This is a genomic window from Terrilactibacillus tamarindi (assembly GCF_009718825.1).
Lineage (GTDB): Bacteria > Bacillota > Bacilli > Bacillales > Sporolactobacillaceae > Terrilactibacillus > Terrilactibacillus tamarindi.
Genome location: NZ_WNHB01000011.1, coordinates 1 through 16,786, shown reverse-complemented (window position 1 = coordinate 16,786; position 16,786 = coordinate 1). Strand labels below are relative to the sequence as shown.

12 protein-coding genes and 1 other annotated feature are annotated in these 16,786 nt (G+C 35.1%); of the genes, 6 read left to right on the top strand and 6 right to left on the bottom strand.

The annotated features are described in order from the left end of the window. Positions 1–361 precede the first annotated feature (361 nt). The 3 genes from GMB86_RS08050 (at position 362) to GMB86_RS08040 (ending at position 3,608) form a co-directional block, all read left to right on the top strand. Positions 362–1,285, top strand: a complete 924-nt coding sequence (locus GMB86_RS08050) for an ABC transporter ATP-binding protein (protein ID WP_155218527.1) — start codon at positions 362–364, stop codon at positions 1,283–1,285. After that, entirely contained in the window at positions 1,278–2,228 is a 951-nt protein-coding gene (locus tag GMB86_RS08045) for an ABC transporter permease (protein WP_155218525.1), read from the top strand. The genes GMB86_RS08050 and GMB86_RS08045 overlap by 8 nt, the downstream gene beginning before the upstream one ends. Before the next feature lie 423 nt (positions 2,229–2,651). Continuing rightward, positions 2,652–3,608: a 2-hydroxyacid dehydrogenase family protein gene (locus GMB86_RS08040; RefSeq protein ID WP_155218522.1), complete on the top strand. Its 957-nt coding sequence runs from the start codon at positions 2,652–2,654 to the stop codon at positions 3,606–3,608. Between the two features lie 99 nt (positions 3,609–3,707). On the opposite strand, the gene GMB86_RS08035 is transcribed toward GMB86_RS08040, so the two are convergent. Then, the gene (locus tag GMB86_RS08035) at positions 3,708–4,325 is read right to left on the bottom strand and encodes a histidine phosphatase family protein (RefSeq protein ID WP_196220163.1); all 618 of its coding nucleotides are present in this window, start codon (positions 4,323–4,325) and stop codon (positions 3,708–3,710) included. Between the two features lie 393 nt (positions 4,326–4,718). Then, on the bottom strand, positions 4,719–6,077 hold the full coding sequence (locus GMB86_RS08030; RefSeq protein ID WP_155218519.1) for a C40 family peptidase: 1,359 nt from the start codon (positions 6,075–6,077) through the stop codon (positions 4,719–4,721). 543 nt (positions 6,078–6,620) lie between these two features. On the opposite strand from GMB86_RS08030, the gene GMB86_RS08025 reads away from it, so the two are divergent. From GMB86_RS08025 to GMB86_RS08015, 3 genes are all read left to right on the top strand, one after another. Beyond that, positions 6,621–7,127 (top strand): hypothetical protein, encoded by a 507-nt coding sequence (locus GMB86_RS08025; protein ID WP_155218517.1) that lies wholly within the window; start codon positions 6,621–6,623, stop codon positions 7,125–7,127. Positions 7,128–7,377: 250 nt separating this feature from the next. Continuing rightward, the gene (locus GMB86_RS08020; RefSeq protein WP_155218515.1) at positions 7,378–7,488 is read left to right on the top strand and encodes a YjcZ family sporulation protein; all 111 of its coding nucleotides are present in this window, start codon (positions 7,378–7,380) and stop codon (positions 7,486–7,488) included. Between the two features lie 577 nt (positions 7,489–8,065). Next, positions 8,066–10,027 carry an LTA synthase family protein gene (locus GMB86_RS08015; RefSeq protein ID WP_155218513.1) on the top strand — a complete coding sequence of 654 codons (1,962 nt, stop codon included), beginning with the start codon at positions 8,066–8,068 and terminating at the stop codon, positions 10,025–10,027. Between the two features lie 44 nt (positions 10,028–10,071). Here GMB86_RS08015 and fumC read toward each other — a convergent pair whose 3' ends face one another. From fumC to GMB86_RS07995, 4 genes are all read right to left on the bottom strand, one after another. Further along, positions 10,072–11,460 (bottom strand): class II fumarate hydratase, encoded by a 1,389-nt coding sequence (gene fumC / locus GMB86_RS08010; RefSeq protein WP_329602824.1) that lies wholly within the window; start codon positions 11,458–11,460, stop codon positions 10,072–10,074. A 334-nt stretch (positions 11,461–11,794) separates the two neighbouring features. Further along, positions 11,795–12,076 carry a YtxH domain-containing protein gene (locus GMB86_RS08005; protein ID WP_155218511.1) on the bottom strand — a complete coding sequence of 94 codons (282 nt, stop codon included), beginning with the start codon at positions 12,074–12,076 and terminating at the stop codon, positions 11,795–11,797. Between the two features lie 570 nt (positions 12,077–12,646). Then, entirely contained in the window at positions 12,647–13,894 is a 1,248-nt protein-coding gene (gene tyrS / locus GMB86_RS08000; protein ID WP_155218509.1) for a tyrosine--tRNA ligase, read from the bottom strand. A 99-nt stretch (positions 13,895–13,993) separates the two neighbouring features. After that, positions 13,994–14,212, bottom strand: a binding site (T-box leader). A 206-nt stretch (positions 14,213–14,418) separates the two neighbouring features. Next, positions 14,419–16,566 carry an ATP-dependent Clp protease ATP-binding subunit gene (locus GMB86_RS07995; RefSeq protein ID WP_155218507.1) on the bottom strand — a complete coding sequence of 716 codons (2,148 nt, stop codon included), beginning with the start codon at positions 16,564–16,566 and terminating at the stop codon, positions 14,419–14,421. Between the last annotated feature and the right edge of the window lie 220 nt (positions 16,567–16,786).

The following is a 16,786-nucleotide window of genomic DNA, read 5'->3' as shown; positions in this document are numbered from 1 at the left end:
ACAGATAAACATCTTTCTTTATTCAATCAATGAGGCAAGTTTTAGTTGAATAAATCGTTTAAAGTTATAAAATCCCCTTGTAATGAGGAACACTTTTTATCTGGTATAAAAGAAATATCAATAATGATATAATTAAAAACAACATTTTTTTATTGTAAATCAATAAATATTATGTTAAAGTCAAAACGACAATAAGTAGGTGAGGTGCTTTTTGTGAAACAAGGAACAACACTCTTTTTAATAAAAAAACTTATTAAGCCTAAAGTCTTATAAGGATTTACTATCTAAGCCCATTTATCTGCGAATGTCTTTTATTTAAGCTTAATGATGAGATGATTTCCAATTGAGGAGGAATAAAACAATGAATCAACCTGCTGTAAAATTAGAACACGTTACCAAACAAATTGGTCGGAAAACCATTATTAAAGACTTAACATTTGATATCTATAGTGGTGAAGTCTTTGGATTTCTTGGTCCCAATGGTGCTGGGAAAACAACAACGATCCGAATGATCGTTGGATTAATGAAAATAAGTCAAGGTAATATTTTTATTCATGGGAAAAGTATCAAAACAGAATTTAAACAAGCCATTAAACATATTGGTGCCATTGTTGAGAACCCCGAAATGTACAAGTACTTATCCGGTTATAACAACCTTGTCCATTATGCTCGAATGATTAATGGCGTCTCAAAAGAAAGAATTGATGAAGTCGTTAAACTTGTTGGCTTATCTGATCGCATTCATGATAAAGTCAAGCGATATTCACTTGGTATGCGTCAAAGACTGGGTCTAGCACAGGCTCTCCTGCACTCACCGGATGTTCTGATACTTGATGAACCCACGAATGGTTTAGACCCCGCAGGTATTCGAGAAATGAGACAACATATTCGAAAACTCGCGCAAGAAGAAGGCATTGCAGTTATTGTTTCAAGTCATCTACTTTCAGAAATGGAACTCATGTGTGACCGTATTGGCATTATTCAAAAAGGAAAGCTGATTGGTGTGCAAACCGTAAATGAATTTATTCATTCAGATACAAATCAGCAAGTTCAATTTTACGTTGACAAGCCGAAAAAAAGCTCTCAAGTGATTATCGATTCCCTATCCCTTTCGAATGTCATACAAGGGGACACATATATCGAACTTTCAATAATCAAAGAACAAATTCCATTAGTATGCGAAGCTTTAATCAAAGCTGATATCAAACTCTATAACATCAAAACACTAGAAAAAACACTCGAAGAAAAATTCTTAGAAGTAACAGGAGGCGTTTCAGTTGGCTAATTTTTTTAATCTTATCCAAAATGAAAACATGAAAATTTATCGCAAAAGCGCAACAAAAATCATGTTTATCATTCTTTTTGCACTCATATTAACAGCAGGATTAATTATCAAATTTGGTACTCACGAAAAAGCCATTTCCGATAATTGGAAACAAGAGTTAATTGCCCAGAATAAACAAGATCAGAAAGTGATGGCTAAAATGAGTGGTAATGCGAAAAATTATTATCAGGAGCGCATTGCAAAAAATGACTATCGTATTGAACATGATCTTAAACCGACAACGGGAAAAAATATTTGGAATTTTACAGATGATGCAACAAATAATTTAATGACAGTTATCATATTATTCACGATCATCGTCGTCTCAACAAGTATCTCAAGTGAATTTAGCTGGGGCACGATTAAGCTTTTACTCATACGACCTGTTTCTCGGACTTCCGTTCTTCTTTCAAAATATATTTCAGCACTTATCTATGCTGTTGTCATGATTCTATTTATGTTCGTTGTTTCTTGGTTAATTGGCGGAATTCTTTTTGGATTTGGAGGGTTAAGTGCAGCCAATCTTCAGTATGTAGATGGCCATGTTTTCGAAACAAATTGGGTTGTTTACGAACTTAAACAATATGGTTTACTTAGTATTACCCTTGTCATGATGGTGACGCTGGCTGCGATGATCGCCTCCATCTTCAGAAATAGTGCCTTGGCCATTGGTATCTCTATTTTTCTGACTATGGGTGGATCCATTATTGTTGAAATCTTGAGTCGTTTTGATTGGGTTAAATATATCCTCTTCGTTAATATGGATCTTCACCAATATATAAATGGCACCCCCTTTCAAAAAGGAATGACGATGGGCTTCTCTCTTTCTGTTCTTGCTGTTTATTTTATCATCTTTGTCATTCTCGGTTGGTTATTCTTTACTAAACGTGATGTCGCAGCTTAATTTATTTTCTTATATATACACCTGTATGACCTTAAAACTATTTAGGGGATTCCAGGTGTATAATAATATCCTAACTAAATAGACATGTTTTACAGGTCGCATTTTACTGTTAATATTGTAGTAAAACAAATGTTAGTGTAAAATATTTACCACCTAAAAACGCCACCAATAATGATAAGGAGAAGAAACATCACGACAATCAATATAAGCATAAATATCCTCCTTTACACACTTTCTTTATTACATCATATGAATAAAATTCCGTTTCTGCCTTGGCTTTTGTCCTTTTTTCTTCTAATGAGTATAATAAAATCCCAACACCTTATAGTCGTGTTGGGATTTGCTCTTTAGTTAAGAATAAATAGCCAAAGAAAGAATCGGTTGCTACAATAAAGATATAAATTTACCGAAGGAGAGATAAATATGGCTAAGATTTTTATTGCTGGACGAGTACCAAAGCTTGCTCTAGATCTGTTACATACTCATGAGGTCACCATGTTTGATGACCACGCATCACTAATTTCTGAAGAAGAGCTGGTTTCAGGAATACAAGAGGCCGACGCCTTACTTTGTCCATTATCAACCAAAGTTTCGGATAAAGTGATATCGCAAAGTTCAAAACTTAAAATTATAGCAAACTATGGGGCTGGTTATGATAATATTGACATTCAATCAGCAAAAGCACATCAAATCTATGTATCAAATACTCCGGGTGTTTCAACGGATGCAACTGCTGAACTAACGATGGGGCTAATTTTATCTATTATGAGGCGTATGCCAGAAGGAGACCGTTTGTGTCGTGGGAAAGGATTCAATGGATGGGCACCGTTATTCTTTTTGGGCTCAGAACTCAAAGGAAAAACCCTAGGAATCATAGGTCTTGGAAGCATCGGACAAGCTGTAGCAAAGCGTGCAAAAGCTTTTGATATGAATATCATCTATTATGGACCGCATCGGAAATCACCCGAAGTTGAAAAGATGGCAAGCGCTAACTATGTATCTCTTGAGGAGTGTCTAAAAGAATCGGATGTCATATCTATTCATGCTCCTTATTCACCTTCTATACATCATTTAATTAATCAAGACACCCTAAAAATGATGAAAAAAACAGCCTACTTAATAAACGCCGCAAGAGGACCAATTGTTGATGAAAAAGCATTAGCCGTAGCATTGAAAGAACATACCATCGCGGGTGCAGCTCTTGATGTTTTTGAATTTGAACCCTCGATCACTGAGGAATTAAAGTCATTAGACAACGTCGTCATAACGCCACATATCGGAAATGCCACCATAGAAACTCGAAATGCTATGGCTGAAATTGCAGCAAATAATATATTATCTGTATTAAACGGTAATGAACCCGTAACGCCTGTTCAATAGTCAAAAATAGACATTAAAGATGGATTCTTTTAAGACTATCGCTTCACGACTGACTTTAAGAATGACGGAAAACCTTCCCATCAACTTTTGGGAAGGTTATTAATTTAGAGGGGTATTGATATCCGTCGTGACTATTTCCTCTTTATATGTCCATGGTTCCTCAACATTAATGGTCTTTAGTCCTGGAGGGGTTTCAATGTCTTTTTCCCATATCTTTTCAATTGGGATATGATTGTAATAACCACTGATCATGCGATAGACAATGGGATGCGTCATAACAAGTAAATGATGACCTCGGTATTCATTTAGAATATATTTCAATCTTGGCAAAACCCTCTCACGTACTTGGTAGAAATCTTCCCCTGTTTCATTCTTAAAAAGGTGAGGAAAGTTCCAAAATAGTTCAGATTGAACAGGATGAGACCTTTCTATATCCGTCATCAATTGACCTTCCCAGTCACCAAAATTCATTTCTAAAAAATGTTCATCTTGAATAATGGGTATAGTTCTTGTTCCCCTAATCATTTGAGCAGATTCCAACGCTCTTGGGCTTGGACTTGAAATGATAAGGTTTAATGATGAATTTCGTAAACTCTCACACATAAGTGCTGCCTGGCATCTTCCTTTATGTGTTAATAATGAATTGGTTCGTCCTTGAAACCTGCCTTCAACGTCCCACTCAGATTCAGCATGTTGGGCTAAATATAGTTTTTTCATCATCCTTCCCCTTCCACATTAATTCCCCATGGCTTAATAATTCGATTTATATCCTTCATATCCTTTTTTTTGAATGAATCTTCAATAAATTGGGTATGTATGGTAAAAGTCTACTTTACCTATATATGGTATAGCATTAAGCGATGAACTATTAATGATATGAAAAAAGACTATTGTAATAATCTTTTAATCTTTTGATTCTAATAATGGTAATATAGGCATATCATTTATTGTGAGTTTTAGAACAATTTAAATGGGGTATCACGAAGTAAGAGGCAATTTCTATTGATCCACAATGCACATCAAAGTGAATCTCCGTGGTTTGCGGTAATGTACAAAAAAACTGTAAACATAGTCATTAACTATATTTACAGTTCTAATTATAATTTGGAATTAATGAAGTACTCGTTGAACATGACCACTAAAATGTGATTTCCAATAAGGATTATTCATGCTTACAGTGGCAACGCCTGTGCTACTTTGTGATCCAATAAAACTTCCTCCACCAAGATAAATACCAACGTGACCATCTTTTTTATATGTATCAAAGAATACGAGGTCTCCAGGCTTCATGTTACTTGGACTAACCCTTTGTCCAACGCCAGCTAAAGCTGAAGTTGATGATGGAATAGAAATTCCATTTGCTCTAAAAGCAGCGGAAACAAATCCTGAACAATCGAATCGTCCTTTAGCAATGTCTGAAGCCGAACGACCTGCACCAAATACATAAGTTGAACGACCAAAGTATTGACGTCCCCATGATAAGATACCTGAAATCCCACCACTAGAAACCGATGCGGACATCGTTAAATCATCAGATTTATGAGAAGGTACTGCTGCTTTCACTTTTTTAGGCTTAGCAGAATTAGATTTAGCAGGAGAAGACTTATCTGTTGATTTTGTTGAATTAGTAGAATTCGTTGGATTTGTTGAATCGGTAGAATTCGTTGAATCAGTAGAATTCGATAAATTTGTTGAAACGGTTGTATGTTTTTCAACCGGAGCACTTAATTTTGTTTGAGTCGGTTGGCTATTACTTGTTTTTTTCGCAGCAACTTGAGCTGACTTAATGTCTAAAGCCACTTGTTTAAGTTGTGCAATATTCTTTTCAACGTCTTCTTGTTTACCATTGAGTGCTTTCATAGCCACTTGTTTTTGAGTCTGTAATGTTTGAACTTCCTGAAGCATCCCGTGTAGTTGTTCAACTTTTTTCTCTGATGAAGCAAGTCTTGTTTGCACTTGTTTTTTCTTAGTACTTAGATCTTGCTCATCTTTCTTTTGCTCATCGATGATGTTTTGATCTTGTTGAGTTATTTCATTTACAGCAAAGGTACGCTCAAGAAAATCTCCAATACTTTTTGATCCTAAGATGACATCTAGAAAGCCAACGGAACCACCATTAACATAAATCGATTCTAGCCGGTCTTTTAGAAGCCCTTTTCTTTTTTCGATACGATCTTGTATCTCTTTAATTTGCGATTGGAGTGTCGATACTTCGTCTTCTATTTGACTAATTTTGACTTGTGTATTTGACACTTGACCAGTAAGGTCTAGAACTTTCTTATTCATACCATCTATTTCCGCTTGAAGTTTTGCTTTTTGAAATGACAACTGATCTTTTAGTGAAAGTTGTTCTTGTGTTTTATTATTAATTGTAGAAAGTGATTCTTTTGCGTATGTAAAGGATGGTGCAATACTCCCACAGGTAATACTTAAACTCAGGGCTAATGTAACTGTTAGTCTTTTCTTCATAGTTCTCCTCCCAAAATCACGTTTCTTCTCTAGTAATCTCTATGTCTATGTAAGTTTAATTGTTAAATTGTTACTTTCCTTATTACAAAAACTATTATACCATCATAAACCTCACTAATTATATTAAGCTTATATTTCGTTGTGAAACATATTTGTAACATTCTGATGTAATTTTATTTATTTTGTCGTTTATTGCTTGTTACATGTTTGTAAGAATTTAATTTATGTTCAAAAAAGTAAAGTGAACCTTAGACAGTGAGGGGCATCATCCCCACCGATTGTAAGCCTGCATCAATCGGGCTCATGGCGAGAGTTTCCTCCTACCTAGGAATGCTCGTCACCCATGACCTTGAGGTGGGGGTCAAGAATTGCGCTAATACGAGATAAAAACAATTATTTGAATCTCGTGTTTTAGGACAAAATAGCCTTACATAAAATAAGGTAAACAGAGTTTAGTTTGAATGGAGGACTATCTATTAATTTAGGCACACCCTCAAGGAATACTTTTTGAAATATAAAAGCATTAAAGAAAAGGGGTTCATCATGTATATTCTTATTGGAAGTATTATTTTAGTGAGTCTTATTATCAATCAATTAAAAGAACGGCCATTAACAGCTAAATTATATAGACTGCCCTTATTATTACTCTTTACAGCTTGTTACTCAGTTACTCAAATGCCTTTTATTAAATTTGGTGATCTATGTATTCTAAGTTTAAGTTTATTTCTTTCATTTGGATTTGGCATGTTGCAAGGTCGCTACACTCCGCTTATCAATCATGAAGGTGCATGGTACATTGCTGGATCTGTTATTTCATTATGTGTTTGGTTTATCTCTGTTCCGATCCGTTATTTATTAAAGTATATTTTTATTTCACTATTTCACTTAACGCTTCATCTTGATGGTCCTTCTAGTTACGTCATTTATCTCTTTTCGATCGCAGGCATTCTTTTAGGACGATACACCATGCTCTGGCTTAGGCATCCTTCTCTTGTTAAAAACGTTGCGCAAAATGAACAAAAGCTCAAAAGAATTCGAGGGGTAAGATAGATTCAGTAAATTTAGAAAGGTTAAGGAAACATCTATACTTAAAAGTGATGTTAGGTTAATGAATGGTGGTGTTATACACCTTTAACTTTAAATAGATAAAATGACTTTTTAAAAAGATTTACGCAACCTTCTTTATAATCATAAAGGTTGAATAAGATGAAAAATAATATGAACATCGCTCAATTTTCTTTTTCACAATCCTGCCTAATCCATCATACACTAATTTAGTAAATCAAAGGAGTTGATATTGATGGGTTGTGAAACAGAAGGAAAAGGCGGATACGGATCTGGATCTGGATTCGCATTAATCATTGTATTGTTTATTTTACTTGTCATCATTGGAACAGCATACTGCTTTTAATTTGTTTAGAAAGGAACCAATTTAGGTTCCTTTCTTTTCTTTAATGATAACCAGTTTAATCATTTGTCATTGTCAATTAAACCTTTTGATTACGAAACAATATTTCCAAATGAAGTATAGATGATCTTATTAATTCATAAAATACTTAATAATAAATACTGGTCCAAGCCATTTTTATCATGTCATAAATCATATGATTTCACTTATTTTAACCTTTACCAATTTATAGGCTTGTAGGTAAAAAAGAGACGTAAAGCCTGGCTGTGACCAGGGAATTATAAAACGTTTTCATTTCCATTTCTTAGTTTACTATAAATCTTGACTTTTAACGTTAAAGAGCTATAATTATTAAGAAATTGTTAACGCATGATAACATACACATAAAAATATCATGATTTATCCAAAAAATGCTTTTGCTAAAAAGATCATTTACTTTTTGCAAGTATAATCTTCTGATTATGCCTGCATTTTTCATGTAATGTGAAGGTTACTGTCTTAACTCCCACTTATGGGATATTTTACACAAAATCCGGAAATCGACAGTACACTGATAAAATAGTCGTTGGGAGGAAAGAATATGAAACTTTCAATTTTAAAATTAAAGACTCTATTAAATAAGAAATATTCACTTTTTCTACTTGTTACTGTCCTATTTTGGTTAAAAACGTATTTCACATATGTTACCCAGTTTAATTTAGGAATAAACAATAGTATGCAAAAATTTCTTTTGTTTATTAACCCAATTAGTTCGGCATTACTCTTCTTTGGTATAGCCATGATCTTTAAAGGACGCTTGCATCACATCTTAATGATCATCATTAATTTCATTTTATCGGCTTTATTATATGCAAATGTCGTCTATTATCGATTTTTCACAGACTTCATTACTGCACCTAACTTATTACAAACAAAAAACTTTGGTGAACTTGGCGGAAGCACGAAAGCCCTAATGAAGCCTTACGATATTTTGTTTTTTTTAGATACCATCATCCTGATTTTACTGATTGTATTTAAAGTCGTAAAAGTCAAATCAGCACATGTTGGTTCACGGGCAGTATTAACCATCTTTGCATGCGCTATTATGACGTTTATCATTAATCTAAGTTTAGCTGAAGCAGATCGTCCACAGCTATTATCTAGAACTTTTGACAGAAACTACTTAGTTAAATACCTTGGAGCATACAACTTTACCATTTATGATATTATTCAAAACACACGATCATCAGCACAAAGAGCATTCGCTGACAGTAGTGATGTGAACGATGTTGTCAATTATACAAAAGCTAATTTCTCAGAACCAAACAAAGCTTACTTTGGTAAAGCCAAAGGCATGAATGTGATGTATATCTCTCTTGAATCCTTTCAAACCTTTGCTCTTAATTATAAAATGCCTAACGGACAAGAAGTGACTCCATTCTTAAATTCGTTAACTCGTGGAGATGAGAACACTATTTATTTCAGTAACTTCTTCCATCAAACGGGTCAAGGAAAAACATCTGATGCTGAATTTATGCTGGAAAATTCATTATATCCATTACCACAAGGCTCAGTATTTACAACAAAAGCTCGTAACACTTATGAAGCAATGCCACAAATACTGAAACAAAAAGGATACGAATCTGCTGCCTTCCATGGTAATACAAAATCATTTTGGAATCGTGATGAAATGTATAAGTCACTTGGCTATGATCGTTTCTTTGATTCGAAATACTATGACATGTCACCCGAAAACACAAAGAACTACGGCATGAAAGATAAACCATTCTTAAAAGAGTCCATTTCTTATATCGAAAATCTTCACCAACCTTTCTACTCTAAATATATTTTATTATCTAACCATTTCCCATTTGGAATGGATAAAGAAGATACAAATTTCCCTGAAGGTGATTTTGGTGATAGTGTTGTTAATAAATACTTTCAATCTGCAAATTATACGGACCAAGCCGTTGAACAATTCTTTAACGATTTGAAAAAGGATGGTCTATTGGATAAAACCGTCATCGTCTTATATGGTGATCACTATGGAATCTCTGAAAATCATAATGCAGCGATGGAAAAAGTTCTTGGCAAGAAAATTACACCTTTCGAAAACGCTCAATTACAACGGGTTCCATTATTCATTCACGTGCCTAATATAAAAGGTGGAGAAAACAAAACGTATGGTGGAGATGTCGATGTTAGACCAACTGTTATGCATTTATTAGGAATTAACTCAAAAGACTATGTTCAATTCGGCAGTGATTTATTTTCTAAAGAACATCATCAAATTGTTCCTTTCCGTAACGGTGATTTTGTAACTGATAAGTACACGAGTGTCGGTGGAACACTTTATGACAATGCAACAGGTAATAAAGTCGACAAATCACTAGGCAAAGATGTAGATGCGATCGTGAAAAAACAACTTGAGCTTTCTGATAAAGTGGTATACGGTGATCTACTCCGTTTCTATAAACCTAAAGGTTTTAAAAACGTAAACAGAGAAGCTATTAATTACGCCATAGATCAGAAAAAAATACCAAAACGATATTTATCGAAATAAAAAAAACTCCCAATAAAATGGGAGTTTTTTTTATACTTAAATGATCAATTTGGATGAACCATGTTCTTTGGATCAACATAAGCATCAAATTCTTGTTCGGTTAAGATGCCTGTTTCAAGAGCCGCTTCTTTTAATGAAATTCCTTTTTGATGAGCAAGTTTTGCAATTTGAGCAGACTTTTCATAACCAATATACGGATTAAGAGCTGTCACTAACATTAGTGAACCATGAAGATACTTATTAATTTGATCTACATTAGGCTCAAGTCCTTCAAGACAGTTCTTATTAAATGATTCCATGACATCTGATAATAATTGAACAGATTGGATAAAATTATAGGCTATGAGAGGTTTAAAGACATTTAATTCAAAATTACCTTGACTAGCAGCAAAGCCAATTGCACTATCGTTTCCCATTACTTGAACGGCAACCATTGTCACAGCTTCTGCTTGTGTTGGATTAACTTTTCCAGGCATAATGGAACTTCCAGGTTCATTTGCTGGTATCGTAATTTCCCCTATCCCACATCGAGGCCCACTAGCTAACCAACGTACATCATTAGCCATCTTCATAAGGTTCGATGCTAATGCTTTTAAAACACCATGAACAGTGACAAGTTCATCATGACTTGTAAGAGCATGAAATTTATTTTCAGACGAGACAAAGGCATTTCCAGTTAACTGACTTAATTCTTCTGCAACCATTCGTCCAAAATCAGGATGAGCATTAATTCCCGTTCCCACAGCTGTCCCGCCAATCGCTAAAGATGATATGTAAGGAATCGTTTGATTTAGCATGCTCTCAATGTTTTTCATCATATAAGACCAACCACTAATCTCTTGTCCAAGAGTTAAGGGTGTGGCATCCTGGAGGTGAGTTCGTCCTATTTTAATGATATCGCTAAATTCTTTTGATTTAATTTCAAGAGTTCTTTGTAGTCGCTGTAATGCTGGTAGCAATTTTTCTTTAACAGCCATAACCGCAGCAATATGCATCGCTGTAGGAAATGTATCATTTGAGCTTTGAGATAGGTTTACATCATCGTTTGGATGGATGCTTAGCTTAGTACCTTTGGTTTCTAAGATCCTATTGCCAAGGTGAGCAAGTACCTCATTCATATTCATATTAGACTGTGTTCCACTTCCTGTTTGCCATACGACTAATGGAAACTGGTCATTCCATTTACCTTCTAGTACCTCGTCTGCTGCTTGTTCTATGGCCTCAGCCTTATTCTTGTCTAATTTACCTAATCTTTGATTAACGGTTGCAGCCGCTTTCTTTAACAAGGCTAGCGCTTGAATCATTTCTATTGGCATCTTCTCTTTGCCAATAGCAAAGTTTTGTAAACTACGCTGAGTTTGAGCTCCCCACTGAGCATCTGCTGGTACCTTTATTTCTCCTAAAGTATCTTTCTCAATTCGAAATTGTTCCACAACTTAGTCTCCTTTTAGCTATTAAATAGTGAACTATCAATAGCTTATCAGAAATAATTGACATAGCCAATTGGCTCTTTAAAATGTTAACAATCTTTTCTTAACTTTGTATTTACAAACCTTTATAATCATCTCACGTTTTTTGCCTATACCTCGATATTTAACATATAATCTAAACAAAAACATCCCGCAAGTAGTCTTTACTACTTTGGGGGATGTTTTTCAAAAAGGACCATACTCAATAGTTAATACTTTGGCCAAATAGAATAATATCAAAAGGAATATGCGAACACTTTCCTTTTGATATAGCCTTAATAAAGGATAAATATTAGCCTTAACTAAATGGCTCATCTTCTTTTTTCATGCTTTGAGCAACTTCTTTTGCTTTTGATACTAATGATGAAGACTGACTACCTAGTTGAGTACCCACTGTTTTCGCCATGTCCACTGATTTATTAATGACCTCTTTTGATTGTAAATCTTTACGAAATTCTTGACCAGATTTTGGAGCAAACATTAAAGCAGCAAATGCACCAACCGTTCCACCTACTATGCCACCAATAATTAATTCTTTGGTACTAACACCACTTTGATTTTCTTTGTTTTTGCATCCCATCGTCTAAATCCTCCTTCGTTATGTTTTACATATCTTAGCTTTTTAATGTACTAACTTATATTTCCCCTTCAGTTCAGTAATTTAAACCTGACCAAGTGAAGAATATACGTCTATCTATAGTGTACCAAAGCTTGCCATTACAATCTATTAATCCACATTGAATTGGAACCAAATTTGTTTACAATTTAAAAGGTTGTTCAAAAAGTCACCAAATGATAAGATTCGAATCTCGGCGCTATCCAAGAGGATCTTCAACTAAAGTCGCTCACGTCCTGTTGCTGGCGCCTAAAGCCACCACATCCTGTGGAATGCCGGTCCTCAGGAACTGCGTGCTCTTACCTTCTTGCTTCTAATTTGTCACCTTTTTGAACACGATTATTGTGGTTGTTCAAAAAGTCACCAAACGATAAGCTTCGAATCTCCGACGCTATCCAAGAGGATCTTCAACTAAAATCGCTCACGTCCTGTGGCTGGCGCCTAAAGCCACCACATCCTGTGGAATGCCGGTCCTCAGGAACTGCGTGCTCTTTTCATCTTGCTCCTAATTTGTCACCTTTTTGAATATACACTTTAAAATTCAATTAATGTATATTTCTTTTTGCCTCTCCGAATTAATGTATACTTGCCATCGATTCGGTCTTTTTCATCTAAAGTATAGGCCAAGTCCGTTTGTCTTTCCCCATTTATATAAATGGCTCCATTCGAAATGTCTTCTCTTGCTTGACGTTTTGATGGAGTAACTTTCGCTTCAACAAGAAGATCAATTAATCCAACCGTGTCCTTGTTCTCACGTTTATGGGATGGAACGTCTTTAAATCCGACCTCAATCTCTTTAGCCGACAATGACTTTAAGTCACCATTAAACAGGGCTTCAGAAATGTGGACGGCTTGATTGAACGCCTCTTCACCATGAGCAAGCTTTGTCACTTCCTCAGCTAAGCGTTTCTGAGCTTCTCGTTTTTCTGGTTCTTCTTTTACTTTTCTTTCATATTCTTCAATTTCATCTTTCGTTAAGAAGGTAAAGTATTTAAAGAAATTGATCACGTCATCATCGCTTGTATTTATCCAAAATTGGTACCATTCGTATGGGGTTGTTTTCTCGGGATCTAACCAAATAGCTCCACCCATCGATTTTCCAAATTTCGTGCCATCACTTTTAGTGATTAAAGGGAACGTCAAACCAAAAGCAGGTTCTTCATGTCCCTCACGACGTATTAATTCAAGCCCTGCCGTGATGTTTCCCCATTGATCACTACCACCTAGCTGCAAACGGCAATTTTCTTTTTCGTAAAGATTCAAGTAATCAAACGATTGCAACAACATGTATGAAAACTCCGTAAATGAGATTCCTCCTTCAAGACGAGAGGCAACAGAATCTTTTGCTAACATGTAGTTTAATGGAAAATGTTTTCCTATATCTCGTAAGAACGAAATGAGAGATAAATTTCCTAGCCATTCATAGTTGTTGGCTAATGTTGCTTTTCCGTTAAAATCTAGGAAACGGCTTAGTTGTTCCCTTATACGTTCAGAAAAGCCTTCTACTACATGATGTTCATTTAATTGGCGTTCAGTAGATCGACCACTAGGATCTCCTATTAAGCCCGTTCCCCCTCCAACTAATGCTATGGGCAGGTGACCAGCCTTTTGAAAACGAATCATGGTTACGATAATCATAAGATGACCAATATGAAGACTATCACCAGTTGAATCAAAACCACAGTAAAACTTCAATGGTTTTTTTAAAGCTTCTCGCAAGCCTTCTTCATCTGTTACTTGATTAATGAGACCACGGTATTTCAAATCATCTAATAAATCCATATTGAATCCTCCTCAAATTCCACACAGTTGCCAATTGACAGCAGATAGTTCCAAAGTAGCCCGTTTAAGCAAAAAAGGCAAAATAAAAAAGCCCTCCAAAAAAGGAGCGCTGTTCGCACGGTACCATCCTTCATGATCAAAGAATATCATTTCTGATCACTTAATTACATAACGGCTATTCACCGTTTCCTGATACTATTATTTCCCAGGAAAAACTCAAGGAGGTAATTCGCAATTATCTATACACTGATTCGCACCAACCATCAGTTCTCTTAAAGCATGGAGATAATCACTACTTATTCCTATCATCGTCATTAGCATATAACTTATACATAGTTTTACACAAAGAAATCGTTTTTGTCAACTGAATATCCAAATTTCTCATGTCAGGACTTTTTTCTGAAACTTTTGGATCATTAGTTGATAAAGTCAAACTTCAGTCAGTAGGGGGCAAGACTCGCCGTTAATGTGGATTAAAAAAATTGATCTCAAAGAACATGTCTTTGAGATCATGATAGATAAGCTTATTTAGCTTTAATGTGAATATCATTATCCAGAACATCAACCATTAAAGTCTTGACTTGATTATTTTCGAGTAAGAAATCTGAAATACCCGCTTCAACTTTTTCTTCAATGACACGTCTGAGTGGACGTGCACCAAAGATTGGGTTGTAACCTAATTCAGCAAGTTTCTGTTTAGCTTGATCTGTAATCACTAATTTTAATCCTCGTTCTGCTGCAATATCCTTAGTTTCATCTAATAATAAATCTACAATTTTTTCTAAATCTTGTTTTGTTAATTGATTAAATGGAATGATACCATCTAAACGGTTAAGAAACTCTGGTTTAAAGTAAGATGAAAGATTATCAAGTAAATTTGAGCTTGTTTCTTCTTGTCCACCAAAACCTACTTTAATCGTTTTATCTAATACGCCCGCATTACTTGTCATGATAATAACCGTATCTTTAAAGCTCACTGTACGTCCTTGGCTATCCGTTAAGCGACCATCGTCCAATATTTGCAAGAACAAATGTAAGATATCTGGATGCGCTTTTTCAATTTCATCAAGTAATACGATGCTATATGGTTTTCTACGAATTCGTTCCGTTAGTTGGCCCGCTTCATCATGACCAATGTATCCAGGAGGAGAACCAATTAATTTTGAAACGGCATGTTTTTCCATGTATTCGCTCATGTCTAAACGAATCATAGCCTCTTTATCACCGAATAACTCTTCAGCTAATGTTTTCGCAAGCTCTGTTTTACCTACACCCGTAGGACCAACGAATAGGAAAGAGCCAATTGGTCTTGAGCCTCTTCTAAATCCTGTACGATTACGTCTGATGGCACGAGCGACTTTTTCAACCGCTTCTTTTTGTCCGATGACTTTTTTATTCATTTCATCAGCTAGATGAACCATTTTATTTTGTTCATCTTGTTGTAGTTTTCTTACAGGGATACCTGTTCGATTTTCTATAATTTGTTCAATCATATCTACATCAACAACAGAAGAGTGATATTGTTTTCCTTCTGTCTTTTCTAATTGTTTAATCAAAGCATTTTCTTCATCACGAAGTTTAGCGGCTCGTTCATATTCTTCATTTTTAGTCGCTTCCGTTTTTTCACTTTTTATTTTTTCTAATTTTGCTTTTAAACTAGTTTCATCGTGAGAAGGCGCCATTAAGTTCACTTTAGATCCCGCTTCATCCATTAGATCGATCGCTTTATCTGGCAAGAAGCGATCTTGAATATAACGATCAGACAATGTTACACAGGCTCTGATGGCTTCATCTGTATATTTTACATCATGATAACCTTCATATTTAGATTGAATACCTTGTAAAATTTTTATAGCTTGGTCTTTAGAAGGTTCATCAACCATAATAGGTTGGAATCGACGTTCTAGTGCAGAATCTTTTTCAATTTGACGATATTCATTTAATGTCGTTGCACCAATAATTTGAAGTTCCCCACGAGCTAGTGCTGGTTTCAAAATATTTCCTGCATCCATGGAACCTTCAGCAGATCCGGCCCCAACAAGTTGATGTACCTCATCAATAAAGACTATGACATTTTTTCTTTCTTTTAATTCATTAATTAATTGTTTCATTTTCTCTTCAAATTGACCTCGAATACCTGTATTAGCAACGAGAGAAGATACATCTAGCAAGTAAACTTCTTTTCCAGTGAGTTTTGCTGGTACATGTCCTTCTACGATTTTGAGAGCTAGTCCTTCAGCAATTGCTGTTTTACCGACCCCTGGCTCACCAATGAGGACAGGATTATTTTTCGATCGACGATTCAATGTTTCAATAACTTGATTAACTTCCTTTTCACGCCCTATAACCGGATCAATAAGACCTTTTCTAGCTGAATCAGTGATGTTATTCCCTATTTCATCGAGCAAGCCACCACGATGATTTGATGAGTATCCAGTTTCTGGTTGTTCTTGATTTAAACCATTATGACCAGTCATATTGAACGCCATTGATGGTTGCATAAATTGGTTGATCATATCTTCAAATCCACCACCAAATGGTGTTGGTATTTTCATTTCATTTCTTAATTTTTTATAGCAATCTTCGCAAAGATTTAAATGTGTCAGTTTTCCATTCACTTGAATATTCATTTCGATTACAGCAGGATTTACATTACAGTTGTTGCATTTCATCGCAATGCCTCCTTAGTGATTTATCATAAATTCCGGTCAAGTTTGACTTTGACTATCTTTGACCTTATGTCTATATTATAGTCTGACCTTCTTTGACTTTCAAGTGTTTTGATTCATTTTTATAAAATTTTTTAATCAAAAAGAGGCTGGGACAAAACCCAGTAAATTAAAATAAGAGTGGTATCCACTGGCAACTCTGTTGGTGGATACCACTCTTTCT

Bases quoted from the DNA above. Each gene is read 5' to 3' on its own strand.
- GMB86_RS08005 (WP_155218511.1), bottom strand. From the start codon at position 12,076: ATGGGATGCAAAAACAAAGAAAATCAAAGTGGTGTTAGTACCAAAGAA.
- GMB86_RS08035 (WP_196220163.1), bottom strand. From the start codon at position 4,325: ATGAAAAAACTATATTTAGCCCAACATGCTGAATCTGAGTGGGACGTT.
- GMB86_RS08015 (WP_155218513.1), top strand. From the start codon at position 8,066: ATGAAACTTTCAATTTTAAAATTAAAGACTCTATTAAATAAGAAATAT.
- GMB86_RS07995 (WP_155218507.1), bottom strand. From the start codon at position 16,566: ATGAAATGCAACAACTGTAATGTAAATCCTGCTGTAATCGAAATGAAT.
- GMB86_RS08025 (WP_155218517.1), top strand. From the start codon at position 6,621: ATGTATATTCTTATTGGAAGTATTATTTTAGTGAGTCTTATTATCAAT.
- GMB86_RS08030 (WP_155218519.1), bottom strand. From the start codon at position 6,077: ATGAAGAAAAGACTAACAGTTACATTAGCCCTGAGTTTAAGTATTACC.
- GMB86_RS08020 (WP_155218515.1), top strand. From the start codon at position 7,378: ATGGGTTGTGAAACAGAAGGAAAAGGCGGATACGGATCTGGATCTGGA.
- GMB86_RS08040 (WP_155218522.1), top strand. From the start codon at position 2,652: ATGGCTAAGATTTTTATTGCTGGACGAGTACCAAAGCTTGCTCTAGAT.
- GMB86_RS08050 (WP_155218527.1), top strand. From the start codon at position 362: ATGAATCAACCTGCTGTAAAATTAGAACACGTTACCAAACAAATTGGT.
- tyrS (WP_155218509.1), bottom strand. From the start codon at position 13,894: ATGGATTTATTAGATGATTTGAAATACCGTGGTCTCATTAATCAAGTA.